The organism is Paenibacillus sp. OK003 (genome assembly GCF_900109515.1).
In the GTDB taxonomy this organism is placed as follows: Bacteria; Bacillota; Bacilli; order Paenibacillales; family Paenibacillaceae; genus Paenibacillus; species Paenibacillus marchantiae.
The window spans coordinates 42395-62086 of record NZ_FOBD01000021.1 but is presented as its reverse complement, the minus strand read 5'-3'; the positions used below and the strand labels follow the sequence as shown (position 1 = coordinate 62086).

Here is a 19692-nt window from a genome sequence, read left to right as displayed (position 1 = left end):
AGATAGCATGAAGACCCTGCCATTTTTGATAAGCAGTACAGCCGCGATTGTTCTAGAACTATCCCCAGGCAAGCCTAATGATAAAATATCATGGTTGTATCAACGCCGATCCCGACTTTTGTAAACCAGATCAAAATCATATCCATTCCGCTATATGCTCATTAAAAAAAGACGTACCGATCAGGCATGCTGAAACATTCGCAAATTTTATCGAAATTGGACTGATTCACTGCCCAAATTGTATTCCTATGCCGAATGGGCTGATGTACAATGGACAGTATACAGGTTCGCTTTAAACTACATTAATCCAGTTTGAATGATGCAGTCATGCTTCCCAACTAAGCAACTATTCTGATCTAATATGGAGACCAAACCCATGGAATCGCACATTAATTCTTATATAACACTTGTAGCAACTTCAGCTGTGCTGAATGTTTTTCTGTGTTTATATACTTATGTTAGAAGAGCAGAAATCCCCAGTTCGAAAATATTCATTCTCTATACAGCAGCTCTGTCGGTTTACACTTTCGGTTACGCGATTGAACTCGCAAGCAATACACTGGAGCAGATGAAATTCTGGACGGTCGTTGAATACATCGGTATGCCTTTCTCCGCCTCACTTGGGCTGATGCTCATGATGCAATACACGGGTAAAACGTTATCCAAAAAAGCTTCTGCGGCGCTGTTTGTAATCCCTCCCATTACCTTGTTCATGGTGGCAACAAATGATTTTCATCATCTTTTCTATAAAAGAGTATGGCTAAGAGAAGACAGTTCCGTCCCTCTAATGGATATTGCCGTAGGGCAGTGGTACGTTGTTCATGGTGCATTCACCTTTTCCTGTCTGTTATGTGCCTGCCTTATTCTCATCGGACAATGGAAACATACCAAAAGGATGTATCGTCGTCAGCTACTCACACTGATTACTTCACAGATTATTCCCATGGTAGCGGCCTTTGTGTATTTGCTTGGTCTGACCCCAGGTGGTATGGACCCTGTTCCGGTTCTCATGTGCATCACATCCGCTATGTATATATGGGCTATTCTATCGTCCCGTCTGCTAACCATCGTACCTATTGCCAAGGATAGTATCTTTGAGAGCATGCGTGAAGGCGTTATCGTGCTGGATAGTTCCAATCGTCTCGTCGACTACAACAAATCTCTGCGTGATATGCTGCCAGAGCTTGATTTCAGCATGGTAGGTCAACATCTGAATGATATCTGGCTGTCGCTTGCCGGCGAGACCTTTCCAGTGGAATATGGCCGAGAAGGTCTGCAAACCGATCTGTACTGGCAATTGAACGGAGAGACCGTCTGTTATCAGGTAAGAACCTCTTATGTCTATAACAAAGAAGGACAAGCTGTTGGCACACTGATTATGCTGATTGATATTACAGAGCAACGTTTCCTACAAGAACAATTGAAGCAACTGGCTTACTTCGATGGTCTCACCAAAATATATAACCGCACGCAGTTCCTGCTTAGAGGTCGAGAGATACTGAGTGAAGCCCAGCTTAATCTGCGGCCAACGGCCTTTATATTATTTGACATTGATCATTTCAAACGAATTAATGACACCTATGGACATGACGTTGGGGATCAGGCCATCATTCATGTTGTCTCTGTATGTAATCGTTATCTGAATTCGGAGATGTTGTTTGCACGTTATGGAGGAGAGGAGTTTGTTATCGCGGTACCCAATGCCTCCCTCCAAGACGGTGAGCAGCTTGCTGAGAAGTTACGCATAGCTTTGTTGAATGACCCGCTGGAGGTACAAGGTACTCGTATTCCACTGACTTCAAGCTTCGGAGTGGCACAATATAATGGAGGGTCCGATTCTCTGGAATCCTTGCTGCGCGATGCCGATACGGCACTATATGAGTCCAAGCGTAACGGTCGTAACACCGTATTTGCCCACGCTGTGAGCCTGGGTTAACTAAAATGTAGAGTATAACTACGTGAGCCATATATGCCTTTGTATCAACGCTATATACATTTCTGGTTGTCAGACATTATCCCAGATTGAGCGAACAAAAATAGACAGCCTGAGGGCTGTCTATTTCAATACGGTTCAAGACCTTACTTTATTCAGCTTGTCCCAACGTTTGAAGTGCAAACGCTTTAAGTTCAGCTCGCAAATAAAACTCGTTCGCAGCTGTTGTTAGATCACCTGGTTGTTCACCATCAGATACACCATAATGAGCAGGAATACGGCAAGCAATGTGCTGAACGTGCGAATCTTGCTCTGCTCTGCACTGACGTCACGATTGCTTTTCACAGCCTCTGCTGCCAAGCGTAGCGGTTTACCCATAATGCCACCGATTGCTGCAATAGCAAGCAACAGAACCACTACCACGCCCATCCACAGATAGGAATACTCGCCCTTGGTCATCAAGTAACCACCCGTAAGAAGCTGAATCACAAGTCCGTACTGTGCGATACGGTTCAATGAACGGAGCGATGCAAATGCGCCCTCTTGAGCGGCAGCACTCAAGGTGCGGATTTTGCCAACCACGAATGGCAAGATCAGATAGAAGCCCATCGCCAGTGCTCCAATAATATGGAGCAAATACATAATCATTGTCAAAATGTCCATCCTCCTCAGAAATTTCAATCAGTGTGCTATACATCACATCTCATTATACTGGGGAACTTATCCAAAGAAAAGAAAACCTCCGGATGATCCGAAGGTTTTCTGTCTGTTCCTGTCAAAAAGTTTTCAAACTTTTACAGGTTCACTACTGAAATGACGTTACGAACCGAATCCGCAGATTTGTCGAGTCCTGCTTTTTCTTCAGCAGTCAGTTCCAGTTCAAATATTTTTTCAATTCCGTTACCACCCAGAATGGTTGGCACACCAAGGAACAAGTCATTGTAGCCATATTCCCCTTCAAGGTAAGCAATAACCGGAATGATTCGTTTTTTGTCTTTCAAAATGGCTTCGGTCATTTGCACCAATGAAGCTGCTGGTGCATAATATGCGCTGCCGTTACCGAGCAGGTTCACGATCTCACCGCCGCCAACACGTGTGCGTTGTACGATGGCTTCAATGCGCTCTGCCGGGATGAGGGTATCGATTGGAATACCGCCAACGCTGGAATAACGAACGAGTGGTACCATATCGTCTCCGTGACCGCCAAGAACGAATCCACGGACGTCTTCAACCGATACATTCAGCTCTTGTGCAATGAATGTACAATAACGTGCAGTATCCAGTACACCGGACTGACCGATTACGCGGTTTTTAGGAAAACCAAGCGTCTGATAAGCTGCATATGTCATTGCATCTACCGGGTTGCTTAGAATAATGACGATGGAATCAGGGCAATATTTTTTCACATTTTCACAAACAGACTTTACGATCCCCGCATTCGTGTTGACCAGATCATCACGGCTCATACCCGGTTTACGAGCAATACCTGCCGTAATAATAACAATCTCCGAACCTGCAGTATCCTCGTAGTTGGAAGTACCGACGATATTGCTGTCGAAGCCCTGAACAGGACTAGCTTCCCACATGTCGAGCGCTTTACCTTTAGTCGGGTTTTCCAATTGTGGAATATCAACCAGAATAACATCCCCGAGTTCTTTTTGGGCAAGCATCAAAGCCGTTGTAGCTCCGGTAAATCCGGCGCCGACTACTGTGATTTTTTTGCGCTGAATAGTCACGATTCACATCTCCCCTTACAGGTTTTTAATGATTTGATCAGCAAATTCAGAACATTTCACTTCAGTAGCGCCGTCCATCAGACGTGCAAAGTCATAAGTTACTGTTTTGTTGTTGATGGATGTTTCCATCCCTTTGTAGATCAGGTTAGCCGCTTCTTGCCATCCCAAGTGCTCAAGCAACATAACGCCAGACAGAATAACGGAACCAGGGTTCACGACATCTTTGTCAGCATATTTAGGTGCAGTACCGTGAGTAGCTTCGAAGATCGCATGTCCTGTTACATAGTTGATGTTCGCTCCTGGAGCGATACCAATTCCGCCAACTTGTGCAGCCAATGCATCGGACAGATAGTCACCGTTCAGATTCAACGTTGCGATTACATCGAATTCGCCTGGACGAGTCAATACTTGTTGCAGAGCGATATCGGCAATAGCATCTTTCACGATGATTTTGCCAGCATCTTCAGCTGCTTTTTGAGCTGCATTAGCTGCATCCGTACCGTCTTTTTCTTTAATGATATCGTATTGTGCCCAAGTGAACACTTTGTCAGCGAACTCATCTTCAGCAACTTCATAACCCCAGTTTTTGAAGGCACCTTCAGTAAATTTCATGATATTGCCTTTGTGAACCAATGTAACGCTCTTACGGTTGTGATCGATGGCATATTGCACTGCTGCACGTACCAAACGTTTGGAACCTTCAGAGGAAACTGGCTTGATACCAATACCGGAAGTTTCAGGGAAACGGATTTTGTTTACGCCCATTTCCTGTTGCAGGAACTGGATTACTTTTTTCACTTCTTCGGAACCTTCTGCGTACTCAATACCCGCATAGATATCTTCCGTATTCTCACGGAAAATGACCATGTCTACCAGCTCAGGACGTTTAACCGGAGAAGGTACACCATCGAAGTAGCGAACAGGACGCAAGCAAGTGTACAGATCCAGTTCTTGACGCAGCGCTACGTTCAGGGAACGAATACCGCCGCCGATTGGTGTAGTCAATGGTCCTTTGATCGCTACGATATACTCACGAATGGCTTCCAGTGTATCATTCGGCAGCCACTCACCGTATGTATCGAATGCTTTTTGTCCAGCAAACACTTCATACCATGCGATTTTTTTGTTGCCGTCATATGCTTTTTCAACAGCTGCATCCAATACACGTTTGGAAGCTTTCCAGATGTCACGGCCTGTTCCGTCACCTTCGATAAATGGAATGATCGGGTTATTAGGTACTTGCAGTGTACCGTTATCAATTTGAATTTTTTCGCCTTCAGTTGGGTGAGCAAATTTTTCTAATTTCATTCGTATAATTCCTCCTTGGGTTTCGTAGATGCAGTATGATAACACACCGCTTGTCTTATTGGAGGAAGGGTTATGAACGTGCTGCTAGTATTAGCCAACAGGTTACACCCCTTCACCCCGTCCTTGTTTATTATACTGGTTTTGATGCCATTAGCGAAGTTCAATTGAAACGTACTTCTGATCTGTTGGGCCTGTGTACTCGGCACGTGGACGAATAATACGGTTATCCGCAAGCTGTTCCAGAATATGGGCAGTCCAACCTGATACCCGGCTAATCGCAAAGATCGGTGTAAATAGTACCTCTTCAATACCCAATTGGGTATATACGGAAGCGGAATAGAAATCTACATTTGGTTTCAGACCTTTTTGTCCTGTCACCAGTTCTTCGATCTTCACTGACATTTCATACAGGCGTGTATCGTTGTTCATTTCGCCCAGTTCCTTGGACATCTTTTGCAGATGTTTCGCACGTGGGTCTCCATTTTTGTAGACACGGTGTCCAAAGCCCATGATCTTCTCACGGTTATTCAATTTTTCTTGAATAGCCGCTTCCAGACGATCAGGTGTACCAATCTCATTCAGCATTTTCATAACGGCTTCGTTCGCACCGCCATGCAATGGTCCCTTCAATGCGCCAATCGCAGAAGTTACTCCCGAATAGATGTCAGACAGTGTAGCTACGGTTACACGTGCTGCAAATGTAGAAGCGTTCAACTCATGATCCGCATGCAGGACGAGCGCCTGATCCAGGGCTTTAACAGCGGTCTCGGCTGGTTGTTCTCCAGTCATCATATATAAAAAGTTTTCTGCGATGGAAGCGCCTTCTTTTGGAGCCACAGGTTCTTTGCCCTGACGGATACGGGCTATGGCTGCCACAATGGTTGGCAACTGCGCTTGCAGCTTAACCGCTTTGTTCTCGTTCGCTTCCGCTGTCATCTCGTCAGCCTGCTCATCGTACAGAGCCAGTGCGGATACTGCGGAACGCAGTGCTGCCATGGTACTCATGTTTTTCGGATACAATTGGATTTGTGCAATCAACTCGCTCGGAATCGGCGCGTAATCGCTCAGGCTTTTGCGAAGGGATTTCAGTTCATCCGTAGTTGGCAATTTACCAAACCACAGTAAATAGGCAACTTCTTCAAAGCTTGCATGTTCTGCCAGATCGTCAATATCGTATCCACGGTATGTAAGCACACCGTCTACAATGGAGCTGATCGAAGAGGTTGTTGCAACGATGCCTTCCAGACCTTTGGTAGCTGTCATATTACATCTCTCCTTTAATAAACGAAATCAAGAACCCATCCAGAGTGTCATCTACGTGCTTAAACGCACTCGTCCTTCTTTTGTAACCATTTACATTTTAAAATTAATAAATACCTCAATATCCGGTTTTCATATCTGTCAATCGGCATTTCCTTCTCTCATCATACTGGATTTTGTCGTTTATGTGAACATGATGCGAGGTCATCCGCACATCAAACTTCTTTATCAGACCGATAAAGCATTTTTGAAAACCTTTACAAAAACAAGGTTGACATTTTATTCTTTTTATATAAATCCATGCTATTAATCAAGTTTTTATTGCTATATTTTGTGAACATGAGGCATACTCTAGGCAAAAGAAAAGATATAAATCCACGGCATCCTGGCGTTTCAAATCAGTGTATTTGCTCTATATTAACTAGATAGCTTCCTGTGTTTCCTTCATGGTTTATAGGTAGCTTGAAATGGAATAAGGAGAGTTGATGCTTGGATAGAATCATAATGAAACGTCTGCTGCGCGGCATATGGGTGATTATCGCAACCATACTCATAGCCGTTGCCATATATCTGCTGTTCCCGCTGTTATATCCTTTTGCCATCGCCTGGATTATCGCCTACGCGATGAACCCTCTGGTGAAGCTGCTTCAATACAAGGCCCGATTTCCTCGCTGGCTGGCTGTAACCTTATCACTAATCCTTTATTTCGGGGCCATTGTCGTCGTATTATCCGCTGCGGTAACCCGTATGGTAAAGGAAGTCATTTCACTAACGACGAGCTTCGACCTTCATGTCGATGAGATTAAAGCTACGTTCGTCCGTTGGACCCAGAATGATACGATTCAGAGTTTAATTGGACAGATTAATGAATTTTACAAGGAAAATCCCAACTATCAGGAGACCATTAACAGCAATATTAGCAAAACAACCGAAACGGTAGGTACTGCTGTAACGGATCTGGTCACCGGATTTTTCAACATGATTCTAAACCTGCTCACTTCTCTACCCAATATGGGAGCCGTATTAATCGTGGTTCTGCTCTCCGCTTTTTTTATCAGCAAAAGCTGGAACAGACACAGCATTACCGTATCGGGCTGGGTGCCCTCATCCATTCGCAAACCGATAACCGACATATGGAATGATCTGAAAAAAGCCCTGTTCGGTTATGCACGAGCCCAGTTGATTATGATCTCCATCACCGCATTATTTGTCATGATCGGATTGCTTGTGCTCCAGGTTAAGTCTGCCTTCACGATCGCTTTGCTCATCGGTCTGGTGGATCTGCTTCCTTATCTCGGTGTTGGTCTGGTGATGGTTCCCTGGGCCGCATACCTGCTTATGAACGGGGACCTGTACCTGGGTATTGGCATCAGTATTGTATATCTCATTGTGCTGATTGCCCGCCAAATCATTGAACCCAAAGTGCTGGCCAGCAGTGTCGGCCTGGACCCTCTCGCCACACTGGTTGGCATGTTTGTCGGATTGAAGCTGTTCGGTGTACTCGGTTTGATCATCGGCCCTGTCAGCCTCGTTATCCTTGATGCATTTAATCGAGCGAACGTGTTCCGTGATCTCCGAACATACATTATTAACGGACGTGTCCGGTAAAATCATGAGTTCTGTTTTCTGTCATCCGTATATAAACAAAATTAAAAAGGCACCGCTCATCAGACTGAATCTGGTGGTGGGTGCCTTTCTTTAACTGATGCTGGTATATCCTATTGTTTTGGACCACGGTAAAACTTAATACTTCCAGTTCTCATTTTCTTCTCCAACCAGCCCAGGAAGAATAGACGGTACACTGAACGTGTTACTGGAAACAACAGTGTAAATCCGATCAGATCTGTAATAAAACCCGGAATCAGCAGCAGGAAACCACCGACAAAAATAAATAGTCCATCTACCATTTTCCTTCCGGGCACTTTACCGCGCTCCATCTCGGATTTGGCATCGATAAGTACTTTTCGTCCTTCAAACTGCAACATGGCTATACCGATCAAGGACGTGAGAATCATGAGAAGCAATGTCTTTCCGGCTCCAATCCAGTCACTCATAAGAATGAAACCAAACAGTTCAATCACCGGAATGATTAATAGCAGGGCCCACATCCATCTTCGCATTACGTATTACCCCTTTCCTGAAAGCCACACTTTCTCAAGCGCGCTGTAGAGCTCAGAAGCTGCCTTATCCAGCCTGACTGGCTTCCAGTCCCCATTGACCCATACATGCTGGGTAGAGCCTGTAACCAATCGTTCACCAGGAAGGGACTCCTCAGATGACCATACTCGTTGCCCGTCGCCTATCTGCTCATTAAGGTCTGGAGTCATGCGCCTTATGTCATACTCATAGTTCAGTCGCAGACCACTAAATGCAGCAATACGGGTATAAATGATGATGTCATCATCATAACGGGCAGGTTTATGATATTTCACATCCAGTCCGGTTACCGGAAGCAGTAACCCCTGTTCCTCCATTTTACGATATGTATACCCCATTTGGCGAATCATCTCGGTTCGACCGATTTCAAACCAATTCAAATAGTTCGCGTGATAGACCACACCCATCTGATCACTTTCCTGATAACGCACGCGAAGGCGTGCCGTGTACCAACTGCCATTGCTTTGTTGTTGCATGTTACCGGCCTCCTTCGCTATACCAATTCTTACGTATCCAAGGCAATAAAGTGTCATAAAGATGGAAAAAAAGCAACGGGACGCAAACGCCCCATTGCTTCATTCCTGTTGCTTCTCGTCCAAACTCGATTATGCGTTGTTTGGAATTTGGCTTACTTTGATCAGGTTCGTGGAACCGGAACGACCCAAAGGTACACCTGCTGTAATAACAACAAGGTCTCCTTCTTTTACAAGTCCGGATTTCACGCCGCCTTCAATTGCATTTTCAAACAAATCGTCAGTGGAATCAACAAGTCTTCCTTTAACAGGTGTTACACCCCAAGCCAGTGCAAGACGACGGGAAGTTCTGTCTTCCGTTGTCACCGCGATGATTGGAGATTCTGGACGATATTTAGAAATCATACGTGCTGTATGACCGGATTCAGTCGAAGTAATGATCGCTTTAGCGTTCAGATCTTGAGCTGACAGTGCAACAGATTGGCTGATTGCTTCAGTAACTGTTGTTTGTTGAGCCACACGTTGTTTCAGATAGAGTTCTTGGTAAGGCAGAGCGGATTCTGCTTTTTCGGCAATACGGGACATGGTCAGAACGGATTCAACTGGGTATTTACCCGCAGCTGTTTCACCAGACAACATGATTGCATCTGTACCGTCGAAGATCGCATTAGCCACGTCACTTGCTTCTGCACGTGTTGGACGCGGGTTGCGCTGCATGGAATCCAGCATTTGTGTAGCTGTGATAACCGGTTTGCCTGCAACGTTACATTTTTCGATCATGCGTTTTTGTACCAATGGTACTTCTTCCGCAGGAATCTCAACACCCAGGTCTCCACGAGCAACCATCAGGCCGTCGGACACTTCAAGGATTTCATCCAGGTTGTCCACACCTTGTTGGTTCTCAATTTTGGAGATGATTTGGATATGTCCAGCATTGTGTTTTTCAAGCAATTCACGAATCTCAAGGACGTCGCTTGCTTTACGAACAAATGAAGCCGCGATGAAATCGACACCTTGCTCAATACCAAATACGATATCGTTGGCATCTTTTTCAGTAATACCCGGCAGAGAAATGGCAACGCCCGGAACGTTAACACCTTTTTTGCTTTTGATCGTACCACCGTTAACGATACGGCATTTGATCTCGGTGCCTTGCACTTCCACCACAGTCAGTCCGATCAGACCGTCGTCGATCAGAATTGTAGATCCCGGTTCAACATCACTCGGAAGATCTGCATACGTAATGGAGAGACGTTCTTTGGTGCCCAGAATTTCTTCTGTTGTCAAAGTGATGTACTCGTCTTGAACCAATTCGATTGGCTCCACTTCGAGTTTACCTGTCCGAATTTCCGGTCCTTTGGTGTCCAGCAAGATCGCTACTGTCTTGTTCAGCTCTTCGCATGCTTGGCGAATTGCTGTGATCCGTCCGCCGTGCTCATCGAAATCACCGTGGGAGAAGTTCAAACGGGCCACATTCATACCGGCCATAATCAATTTTTTGGTATTCTCCAATGATTCACTGGATGGACCAATCGTACATACAATCTTTGTTTTGCGCATTTTGGGTTTCCTCCGATTTTAAAGGTCTATCTTTTTATCTCTTTTTCTTTTTCCAACTATTAAATTTACTATACTTTTGCTCATTTGTATAGGAAATTCATCACATCATTCAGCATTTCCCGACAAATTACCCGCTGTATCGACTTCAACAGGCACTTGAGGGACTTCTATCTGCACTTCAGGTTCAAACGTGACTGATCCAATTTTACGGAATTTCTCATACCGATCCTGCTTCAATTGGTCACCACTCCAGCCTTTCATCTCGTCCAGATGACGAACCAAGGCCTCGCTGATCGCAGCCGCAGATTCTTCATAATCCCGATGAGCGCCGCCGCGTGGCTCAGGGATTATTTCTTCAATGACCTCCATCTCCAGAAGGTCTTTGGCCGTTATTTTCATCGCTTCGGCCGCCTGATCTGCCTTGGATGCATCTTTCCAAAGAATGGATGCAGCACCGTTCGGAGAGATCGCAGAGTAAATCGCATGCTCCAGCATCAACACACGATTACCCACAGCCATAGCGAGGGCCCCGCCGCTTCCGCCTTCGCCAATGACCACTATAATAACAGGCACCGAGAGCTTCGCCATTTCCAGCAGGTTACGGGCAATAGCTTCCGATTGACCTCTCTCTTCAGCAGTATTACCCGGATACGCCCCTTTAGTATCAACGAATGTAATAATTGGACGACCAAATTTGTTCGCTTGCTTCATCAACCGCAGCCCTTTTCGGAATCCTTCCGGATGTGCGCTCCCAAAAAAACGGGCGATATTATCCTTCGTATCTTTCCCCCGCTGTTGGCCGATGACCGTTACTGTTTTTCCGTTCAGCTTCGCTAGTCCGCCAACAACCGCAAGATCGTCTCCGAACATGCGGTCGCCGTGCAACTCAATGAAATCGGTAAATATCAACTGGATCAGATCCAGTGCTGTAGGACGCTGCTGATGCCGCGCCAGATGCATTTTCTGGGCAGCCGTTATGCCGGTATAAATCTCTTCTTCGAGTCTATGATAACGTTCTTCCAGGCGGGCAATTTCATCAGTGAAGTCGATGCCTTTTTCCTGTCCAAACTGTACGAGCTCTTCGATCTTTTTGCGCATCTCAACCAGAGGCGCTTCATATGGCAACTCACCCGCCATTTAGACCCCTCCTTTTTCACTATGCATGTCTAGAAGCTTGCCAAGGGTGGCTCGAAGCTCTTTACGATGGACCACCATGTCCAGCTGACCGTGCTGCAAATTAAATTCTGCTGTCTGGAAATCATCAGGCAGTTTCTGACGGATCGTCTGCTCAATGACGATTCTACCAGCGAAGCCAAATACAGCTCCCGGCTCGGCGATGATGATATCACCAAGGCTCGCAAAACTGGCGGAAACCCCACCTGTCGTAGGATCGGTGATGACCGAAATATACAACCCGCCCTGTTCATCCAAACGGGACAAAGCCGCGCTTGTTTTCGCCATTTGCATAAGGCTAAGAATACTCTCTTGCATCCGGGCACCCCCAGATGTGGAGAAAATGATCAAAGGCAAGCGTTTCTCTGTTGCATGCTCAATCGCACGGGTAATTTTCTCTCCTACAACCGAACCCATACTGCCGGTGAAGAAGTCGAAGCTCATGACAGCGACAACCACAGGCAAACCTTCTATGGTTCCCTCACCCGTAATAACAGCTTCCTTCAGTCCTGACTTCAGGCGCTGTTGTTCCAGTTTGTTGCTATATCCAGGGAAGTCAAGCGGATCAACCGATACCATATCAGCGTCATACTCCACAAACCCTTGCTCATCTAGAACCATGGCAATACGTTCCATTGCGTTCAAACGCATATGGTAACCGCAAGCCGGACATACTTTTAGATTTTTTTCCAATTCCTTGCTATATTGAATCGTGCCGCATTTGCTGCACTTGTTCATAAGCCCTTCAGGTATTTCCCGTTTTGGACGTTCTCCAGCTTCCTGACCTTCGCCACGAAGCGCACGCTCGGAAGGTATGGTGGCGTACTTCCGTTTTTTCTGGAATATATCTTTGAACACAACTACACCTCTCCAGCCGTTGATTTAATGGCCGCAACCTGCAGTCCGCTGCATGTAGCAACTTCTTCCGCGCGCTGCGGTAAACCGCTTACGACCCATAAGCTGTAAGCTACCATGGGCCTTGTCCAGCATTCACAACAAAAAATCCGCCGGTATAAGGCAAGGATCAGCGGCTTCTGTCAGCACGATTGATGTTACCTGCAATAACCGAAAGATTGTTGCGCTGATGTTTGAATCTGTCTTGGTAGGGTCTCTGGGAGCAATCTGGTCAGTCCTTGTCCTAACAAAAAAAGAAGGAAGGACAGCAGCATACAATACATGCAAGTCGATTCCTCTTTCCGCTTACGCGGTCAGTCCCTTATGTACCATTGGTACTTCTTCATCTGCCAAGGCACGTCTGATATCGAATGAATCAGGAATGCAGAATCGAATTCAGCACTTCCTGAACCTCTTCCAATTCCCCTGAAGGGACGCGAATCTCAAATTGCTGCTTGGATAAACTGATGGGACGGGTCTGTACCAGAAAACCTTCTTCCGAAAGCTTGGTCTTGATCTTGTCCGCAACCTTTGCTGTCGGTGCAATGTAAATCACCGTCCACATGCCATGTCCGCCCCCTAAGCTAATGTTCAGAGCCCGTATATTGGACTAATGATAACATACCTCACTTTTTTTCTGCAAGGAAGGGTTCGGGACCTTTGGGGAGAAAACGAGATCTAGAGGGACATTTGTCCCGCGAGGATAACCGATATGGTTGATGCAATGTTGCTAGGACTTTCCTTCTCAAAAAGCAATTCCAGGTCGCTCAGGGCAGCAAAAGCCGCCCTGGATGACCATCAATCGAATAAACAAAAGCTAGCAAATGAATGAAAACACAAATGAAGAAAATCAGATATCCGATGGATATTTCTTGGCTTTAATATTTTTGTGAGCAATTCGGGCAGAAGCAGCGGCGGCGAGCCCGGCAACCAGGTCGTCCAGAAAAACATGTATAGCTGGTCCTGCTTCGTTCAGATCATGAATGACACCAATCTTTTCTTTATCCAGATAACCAAAACTGGTTAAACCGATCATACCATATACATGGGTAATGCCAAGAGCAAGAGTCTCGTCCACTCCATACAGGGATTCATCCGCCTCCATAATCGCCTGCAAAGGTTGCGGCAAAAGGCGTTTCTCAGCAAGCTCGTCAAGGGCTATACCTGTGTACAGCGTATATTGCACCTCACGTTTCTGCAGTACTGATTTTACACTGGTGACACAGTCATCCATAGTCAGTTCCGGGTGGTACCCTTTTTGCAGACGATATACAATTTCCGCGATTGCATCAATCTGTACACCCCGCCGGGCCAGCATGGCTTCTACGATTTCATATGACATATCTTGACCTCCCGCATCGCTCCCCCGAGGACCCCCAGGTCCTTCGGTGTTCTCAAGTGTATGCGGCAAACTTCCAAAATGTTCATAAAAAATGCGGAATGCACATCCGCTTTGATCGTCAGCTCATCCTATAAATTATGTAAAAAGATTCACATATTACATGCTTGCATGCGTTCCATATCACTTCGCCTGCATACCTTATGGAATTGGTAAAATAAATACGAAAAACCTGCTCGGCAGTTGGCCGAACAGGTTTCATCATGGGGAATACGAGGGCTGTCCCAAAGTCATGAGCATGGCCTGAGATACCTTTTTAGTTTTATTCGATTCGGACCTAACAAATCCAGCGCACGCTATTAGCTCCAATTTCCACATGTCTGCGGTTTAAGGAATCACAGAGATGTTATTTCGTCATTCTATAGGTCGTGACGAAGTGTTGTACCGGTAAATCCATAGCATAGGTGTCTACTTTCTTGACAGAGGTCCATGAAGTTCGTTAAATTTTGCATTTTACGATCATCCGCCTTTTAAGGCGCGGTAGATTCGTTAGCGCTTTGAATCAAGAAAAACAATCGCTTGCGTGATCGCCTATTATTTTATTTTGACCGTGCCCTTACCCAGCATCTTCTCCATCTCGGAGAACAAAGCGGGCGAAGGTTTAATCCGGTAGGCATCACTCAACGCGAGCAGCTTCTGCTGCTGTTCATAAAAGAGTACCGTCGCCACCGGACCCGAATGCTGCTGAAGCAATTGTTTCAGTCGGGCCAGAAGCTCCGGTTTCTCCGCCTGCGGGGTAATCTTCACGAACACCCGCTGCTCCACCACTCGCGGCCCACGGCTCTGCTCCGTGCCACCAGCGGCCTCAGCGGCCCGGCGAGCCACGGAAGCGGCCCCATTAGCATTGGCCGCCCCAGAGCCACCCGCAGCGCTGTGCGACGCTGCCGGACCCTGACTTCCGCTGCTGCGCTGCGCTCCGGCTCCCGCGCCGCCCGCCTGCCGTGGCGGAGCCGCCGGGCGCGAAGCACTGCCGCTGCCGGGCTTACCGCGCCGTTCGCGGCTGCGCAGCTGCTGTTCCAGTGCCGCCGGTGACAACGGCGCCACTTCCTCAGCCAGCAGCTTGAACCCTTCGTCCTGCTGCTGCACCTTGGCGCGCACGACGAGCAGTTCACCTTTCCCGACATGCTGCTGGCTGCGCCGCCATACTTCGGGAAAGAGAACCACTTCACAGCGTTCGATCTGGTCTTCCAGCTCCATGAACGCCATAGCCTTGCCCTGTTTCGTCGTAATCGACTTCACAGACACGACCATCCCGGCTGCGACGGCCATCGTATCGTCAGCCGCTTCCGTCAGCTCCATAATGCGATCTGCGCCGCTGGATTCAAGCACATCTTCGTAGTCATCCAATGGATGACCAGAGAGATACAAACCTAACAGCTCACGTTCCAGCTCCAACTGCTGACTCCCGGAATAAGGCGGAATTTCGGGATATTCAATCTCCCAGTTCGGCGTTTCGACAAAATCAAACAATTGAATTTGCAGATCCTCGCGTTCCTTGCGCCATTTCAGAGCCGCTTCCACGGTCTCATCCAGCATCGCCAGTAATTGAGCACGGTGCCCAGGCAGTGTATCAAAGGCTCCCGCCTGAATAAGCGATTCAATCACACGTTTGTTGCATACCCGCAAATCGACGCGACGACAAAAATCGAGCAGGCTGTCGAACGGTCTTTCCTGCCGTACAATCATGATACTTTCCATCGCCTGGGTACCTACATTTTTCACCGCAGCCAGACCGAAACGTATCGCCCCGGTTACAGTACCTGCATCAGAGTTCTGATTCGACAATCCATCTTTCTCCTGTACAGCAGATATTTCATGCGGTTCGGAATGCGAGGACTCCTCTTCCCCAGTCCCATGCAAACGTTCTGCTGTAGAAACAGTCACTACGCCCGAATTAATCCGATCCTCGGACTGCTCTGGCATAGCCGTTGCTGCCTGCCACTCGTAGGCACTACCGTCTTCGTCCGGTGTGGGACCCGGGTCATCCGGCAGCGGGGCTTCACCGTACTCCGCTTGTCCCGAATAATGCGCTTCATCATGTACGGCATGTTCCATCGTAGGACTTGCTGTACCGCCCTCACCTTGCTCTCCCCCTAAACGTTGGCTTTCCGTCGCTTGTCCAGCCCCGGTGCTGCGGGATGATGCAAGTACAGGTGTAAACAGAATACCGCTCTCATTCACATCCGGTGGAAGTACTTCAATATCCATGCGACGGCATTCCACAACGTACTCCGCTACTTTGCGGTGACTGCCCATAACGGCTGTTAACATCGATGCCATAAAATGAATGGGATAATGTGCTTTCAGATAAGCCGTCTGGAAAGCAAGCACGCCATACGCAGCGGCATGAGCACGCGGGAAACCGTAGTTGGCAAACTTGACGATCATGTCATAGACCAGGTCTGCCTCCGCTTCACTGTATCCTTGCTTCAGACTGCCCTGAACAAAATGTCCACGTTCGAGATCCAACACTTCCCGTTTCTTCTTGGAAACCGCTCTGCGGAGCAAATCTGCTTCGCCGAGAGAGAAGCCCGCCATCCGGGAAGCAATCTGCATAATTTGTTCCTGATATACAATGATGCCATACGTATCCTTGAGAATGGACTCCAAATCCGCATGGGGATAATCCACTTCGATCTGTCCGTGTTTGCCCTGAATGTATTTGGATATGAACTCCATCGGGCCCGGACGATACAAGGCAAGTACGGAAATAATATCTTCAAATACACTCGGCTTCAGCTCCTTGAGGACACGACGCACTCCTGCCGATTCGAGCTGGAATATACCCATCGTGTCACCTCGACCAAGCATCTCATACGTGAGTGCATCGTCGTCCGGAATATGGCGGAAATCCAGAATTTCGCCATTTTCACCAATCCAGCGCAGACAGCGTTCAATAATTGAAAGGGTACGCAGACCGAGGAAGTCCATTTTGAGCAGTCCGATAGACTCCAGGTTTTCCATGGAATATTGCGTTAAGGCCGTTCCCTCACTGCCCTCCTGAAGCGGAACAGCATCCGTCAGCGGATCACGGGAGATGACAACCCCCGCCGCATGCGTGGAAGCATGACGCGGCATGCCTTCTACCTTCATGGCCATATCGAGCAATTCACGTGTTTTTGGCTTGGTCTCATACAGAGCCTTCAGTTCAGGGGTGGCTTCCATTGCCCGCTGAATGTTAATACCAAGCTGTGCAGGAATCAGCTTCGCTGCCTTGTCCACCTCGCCGTAAGGCACATTGAGTGCACGTCCCACGTCCCGAACGGCTGCACGGGCAGCCATCGTACCAAAGGTAATGATTTGGGCGACATGGGCTTTGCCGTATTTTTCAGCTACATATTCAATGACTTCGTCCCGCCGTTCATCGCTGAAGTCGATATCAATATCCGGCATGGAGATCCGTTCCGGATTCAGAAACCGCTCGAAGAGCAGGTTATACTTCATGGGATCAACGTCTGTAATACGCAAGGTATAGGCAACCAGACTCCCTGCCGACGAGCCACGACCAGGTCCAGTGACAATGCCCTGCTGGTGAGAATACGCGATAAAATCCCATACGATCAGGAAATAATCCGAGAATCCCATACTGTCTATAACCCGGAGCTCATAATCCAGACGCTGTTCAAGTTCGACTCTGAGCTTCGTGTCCGTCCAACGTGAAGATTCACTATAACGCTCTTCCATTCCCTCTTCGCACAACTGACGCAGATAGGCAGACGGACTTTTCCCTTCAGGAAGCGGTCTGTACTCCGGCAAAATGGATTTGCCGAATTCGAGCTGCAACTCACACGACTCCGCGATGCGAGCCGTATTCTCCAGTGCCTCGGGCACATGGGGGAACAAACGCGCCATTTCTTGTTCACTCTTGAGATAAAGCTGATTGGTTCCAATGCGCAGCCGACTCTCGTCATCTACTGTTTTCCCTGTTCCGATGCAGATCAACACATCCTGAAGCTCGGCGTCCTCTTCGGACAGATAGTGCGCATCATTGGTCGCCACCAGTGGAATATCAAGCTCTGCTGCCAGACGGATCAGCTGAGGGTTTACTCTTTTTTGCTCAGATAACCCATGATCCTGCAGCTCCAGATAGAAATCGGCACCAAAAATATGTTTGTAACGCAGCGCCGCACGCTTTGCCTCTTCCTCACGTCCATGAAGCAGATGTTGGGGAACCTCGCCTCCCAGACATGCACTTAAACAGATGATACCCTCGTGATGGGCAGCCAGACTCTCCATATCAATGCGTGGTTTGTAATGGAAGCCTTCCAAATGTCCGATGGAGCATAGTTTCATCAGATTTTGATAACCGGTCATATTTTTGGCTAGTAAAATCAGATGATGGATCGGCTGATCCTTGCGGCTTCCCCGCTCTTTGCGAGACCCGGCAGTCATATAAGCCTCACACCCAATGATCGGCTTTATCCCCCGCTCGACACATGCTTTATAGAAAGGAATTGCACCATACATTACACCGTGGTCGGTCAATGCCAGCGTAGTCATTCCGAGATCCGCGGCTTTATTCACGAGATCCGGTATACGCGCAGCGCCGTCCAGCAAACTGTATTCACTGTGAACGTGCAAATGCACAAAAGAACTCATGTTTTTTTCTTCCTTTCGCTATGGACAGTCGCAGCAACCTTCTTGCATCAGGTTACTGCACTATCTTCTTCTATCCGTATTTTTCATCCTTCGGTTTAGACCGAAAGTCGCTTTCTGTATTCATGCTAAATACTGCTATAAATGAAATGAATGAAAACTAAGGATTCATCCTAATGAAGCGTGTTTTATTATTCTATTTTATCATAACGTTCGGGGGCACGCCCATACAATAGAAGTACAAGCCGCTCCCCCTGTTACGGACCGAAGACAGGAGGTGTGCTGCTGGGTCTGAAAGGGGTGTTGCCGGATGAGCACATTTTTGTCCAAAGCCATTCTTGATTTCTTCATTGCGTTTGGGATCGTGCTGGGCGGCGCGATGATTGGAGGTATAGGAGCGGTGGTCTCTCTCCAGCCTCCGACACAGACAATGCTTGATGTCGCTGGGAAAATTAAAATTTGGGCGCTCGCGGCAGCCGTTGGCGGTACAATCGATCCGATGCGGGTGATCGAAAGCAACGTGCTGGACGGCAACCTGTCTCCGGCAGTCAAACAAATTCTGTATTTGATATCCGCCTTTATGGGCGCCCACATGGGTACTGAACTGGTGAAATGGGTTTGCGGTGGGGGACGGGGTTAGCATGACTCCAGGACAGCGCCCATGAGAGTCCCGCCTTTTTCACGTTACCGCCCGCTTATGCGCATGACTGCTGTCTTTGTTCTGGGAATGATCGCCGGTTGTGTCGTGTACAACGGTGTATTTCACCTGAGTTACAACGAGTTGTGGCTCAATAATCAGGAGTTGCAGCTTCAGCTGCATCAGAATGAGGAGGATATTAAAACGCTGAAAAAATACAGTAAACGCCAAACCGTCATCAAGGAAATTAAGGTCCGTGCAGAAGATTCTGACAAAGGTCCGGACGAGGCCTCCCTAAAAGTGATGTTGCAGAAACTGGGCGATGAACTTGAGGTGCTCCGGGGCCGCGACGTCTTCAATATCGATGAGTACAGCAAAATGACGCGCATCATGCTCAACCAAAAGGTATACACGGTCAGAGAAAAGGAATATACCGTCCAGGTGAAAACGATGCTGGTGATGGAAGGTGTATTACAAGTTTGGGTACAGATTCGGATGCACGTTCCGGCTTAAACAATGGATGACAGCCCCGGAAAAAAACTGCCCTTGCCCTCTGCCTGCATGGT

General features: G+C 47.6%; 16 protein-coding genes. 4 read left to right on the top strand and 12 right to left on the bottom strand.

The annotated features are described in order from the left end of the window. Positions 1-376: 376 nt before the first annotated feature. Positions 377-1936 carry a histidine kinase N-terminal 7TM domain-containing diguanylate cyclase gene (locus BMW94_RS25755; RefSeq protein ID WP_091001615.1) on the top strand — a complete coding sequence of 520 codons (1560 nt, stop codon included), beginning with the start codon at positions 377-379 and terminating at the stop codon, positions 1934-1936. A 225-nt stretch (positions 1937-2161) separates the two neighbouring features. Here BMW94_RS25755 and BMW94_RS25750 read toward each other — a convergent pair whose 3' ends face one another. The 4 genes from BMW94_RS25750 to citZ all read right to left on the bottom strand — a co-directional run bounded on the left by BMW94_RS25750 (position 2162) and on the right by citZ (position 6240). Beyond that, positions 2162-2587 carry a hypothetical protein gene (locus BMW94_RS25750; protein WP_090808739.1) on the bottom strand — a complete coding sequence of 142 codons (426 nt, stop codon included), beginning with the start codon at positions 2585-2587 and terminating at the stop codon, positions 2162-2164. A 140-nt stretch (positions 2588-2727) separates the two neighbouring features. Then, positions 2728-3669 (bottom strand): malate dehydrogenase, encoded by a 942-nt coding sequence (gene mdh, locus BMW94_RS25745; protein WP_090895396.1) that lies wholly within the window; start codon positions 3667-3669, stop codon positions 2728-2730. Positions 3670-3684: 15 nt separating this feature from the next. Then, a complete protein-coding gene (icd, locus tag BMW94_RS25740) occupies positions 3685-4977 on the bottom strand; it encodes an NADP-dependent isocitrate dehydrogenase (protein ID WP_091001614.1) in 1293 nt (430 codons plus the stop codon). Positions 4978-5127: 150 nt separating this feature from the next. Then, positions 5128-6240: a citrate synthase gene (citZ, locus tag BMW94_RS25735; protein WP_076289785.1), complete on the bottom strand. Its 1113-nt coding sequence runs from the start codon at positions 6238-6240 to the stop codon at positions 5128-5130. 486 nt (positions 6241-6726) lie between these two features. Between citZ and ytvI the strand changes: the two genes are divergently transcribed. Beyond that, a complete protein-coding gene (gene ytvI, locus BMW94_RS25730; RefSeq protein ID WP_091001613.1) occupies positions 6727-7845 on the top strand; it encodes a sporulation integral membrane protein YtvI in 1119 nt (372 codons plus the stop codon). A gap of 110 nt (positions 7846-7955) precedes the next feature. On the opposite strand, the gene BMW94_RS25725 is transcribed toward ytvI, so the two are convergent. The 8 genes from BMW94_RS25725 to BMW94_RS25690 form a co-directional block, all read right to left on the bottom strand. Then, the gene (locus BMW94_RS25725) at positions 7956-8357 is read right to left on the bottom strand and encodes an FxsA family protein (RefSeq protein WP_091001612.1); all 402 of its coding nucleotides are present in this window, start codon (positions 8355-8357) and stop codon (positions 7956-7958) included. A gap of 6 nt (positions 8358-8363) precedes the next feature. Continuing rightward, positions 8364-8870 (bottom strand): acyl-CoA thioesterase, encoded by a 507-nt coding sequence (locus BMW94_RS25720; protein WP_091001611.1) that lies wholly within the window; start codon positions 8868-8870, stop codon positions 8364-8366. A gap of 129 nt (positions 8871-8999) precedes the next feature. Beyond that, positions 9000-10427: a pyruvate kinase gene (gene pyk, locus BMW94_RS25715; protein ID WP_091001610.1), complete on the bottom strand. Its 1428-nt coding sequence runs from the start codon at positions 10425-10427 to the stop codon at positions 9000-9002. Between the two features lie 105 nt (positions 10428-10532). Beyond that, positions 10533-11564 (bottom strand): acetyl-CoA carboxylase carboxyltransferase subunit alpha, encoded by a 1032-nt coding sequence (locus BMW94_RS25710; RefSeq protein WP_091001609.1) that lies wholly within the window; start codon positions 11562-11564, stop codon positions 10533-10535. Continuing rightward, the gene (gene accD / locus BMW94_RS25705) at positions 11565-12458 is read right to left on the bottom strand and encodes an acetyl-CoA carboxylase, carboxyltransferase subunit beta (RefSeq protein ID WP_091001608.1); all 894 of its coding nucleotides are present in this window, start codon (positions 12456-12458) and stop codon (positions 11565-11567) included. A 412-nt stretch (positions 12459-12870) separates the two neighbouring features. Continuing rightward, entirely contained in the window at positions 12871-13059 is a 189-nt protein-coding gene (locus tag BMW94_RS25700) for a hypothetical protein (RefSeq protein WP_017689496.1), read from the bottom strand. A 285-nt stretch (positions 13060-13344) separates the two neighbouring features. Continuing rightward, the gene (locus BMW94_RS25695) at positions 13345-13836 is read right to left on the bottom strand and encodes a phosphatidylglycerophosphatase A family protein (protein ID WP_024629130.1); all 492 of its coding nucleotides are present in this window, start codon (positions 13834-13836) and stop codon (positions 13345-13347) included. A 591-nt stretch (positions 13837-14427) separates the two neighbouring features. Then, entirely contained in the window at positions 14428-18492 is a 4065-nt protein-coding gene (locus tag BMW94_RS25690; protein WP_091001607.1) for a DNA polymerase III subunit alpha, read from the bottom strand. A gap of 307 nt (positions 18493-18799) precedes the next feature. Between BMW94_RS25690 and BMW94_RS25685 the strand changes: the two genes are divergently transcribed. Next, entirely contained in the window at positions 18800-19129 is a 330-nt protein-coding gene (locus tag BMW94_RS25685; protein ID WP_024629128.1) for a YtrH family sporulation protein, read from the top strand. A gap of 21 nt (positions 19130-19150) precedes the next feature. After that, positions 19151-19639: a sporulation membrane protein YtrI gene (locus tag BMW94_RS25680; RefSeq protein WP_091001606.1), complete on the top strand. Its 489-nt coding sequence runs from the start codon at positions 19151-19153 to the stop codon at positions 19637-19639. The last annotated feature ends 53 nt before the right edge of the window (positions 19640-19692 follow it).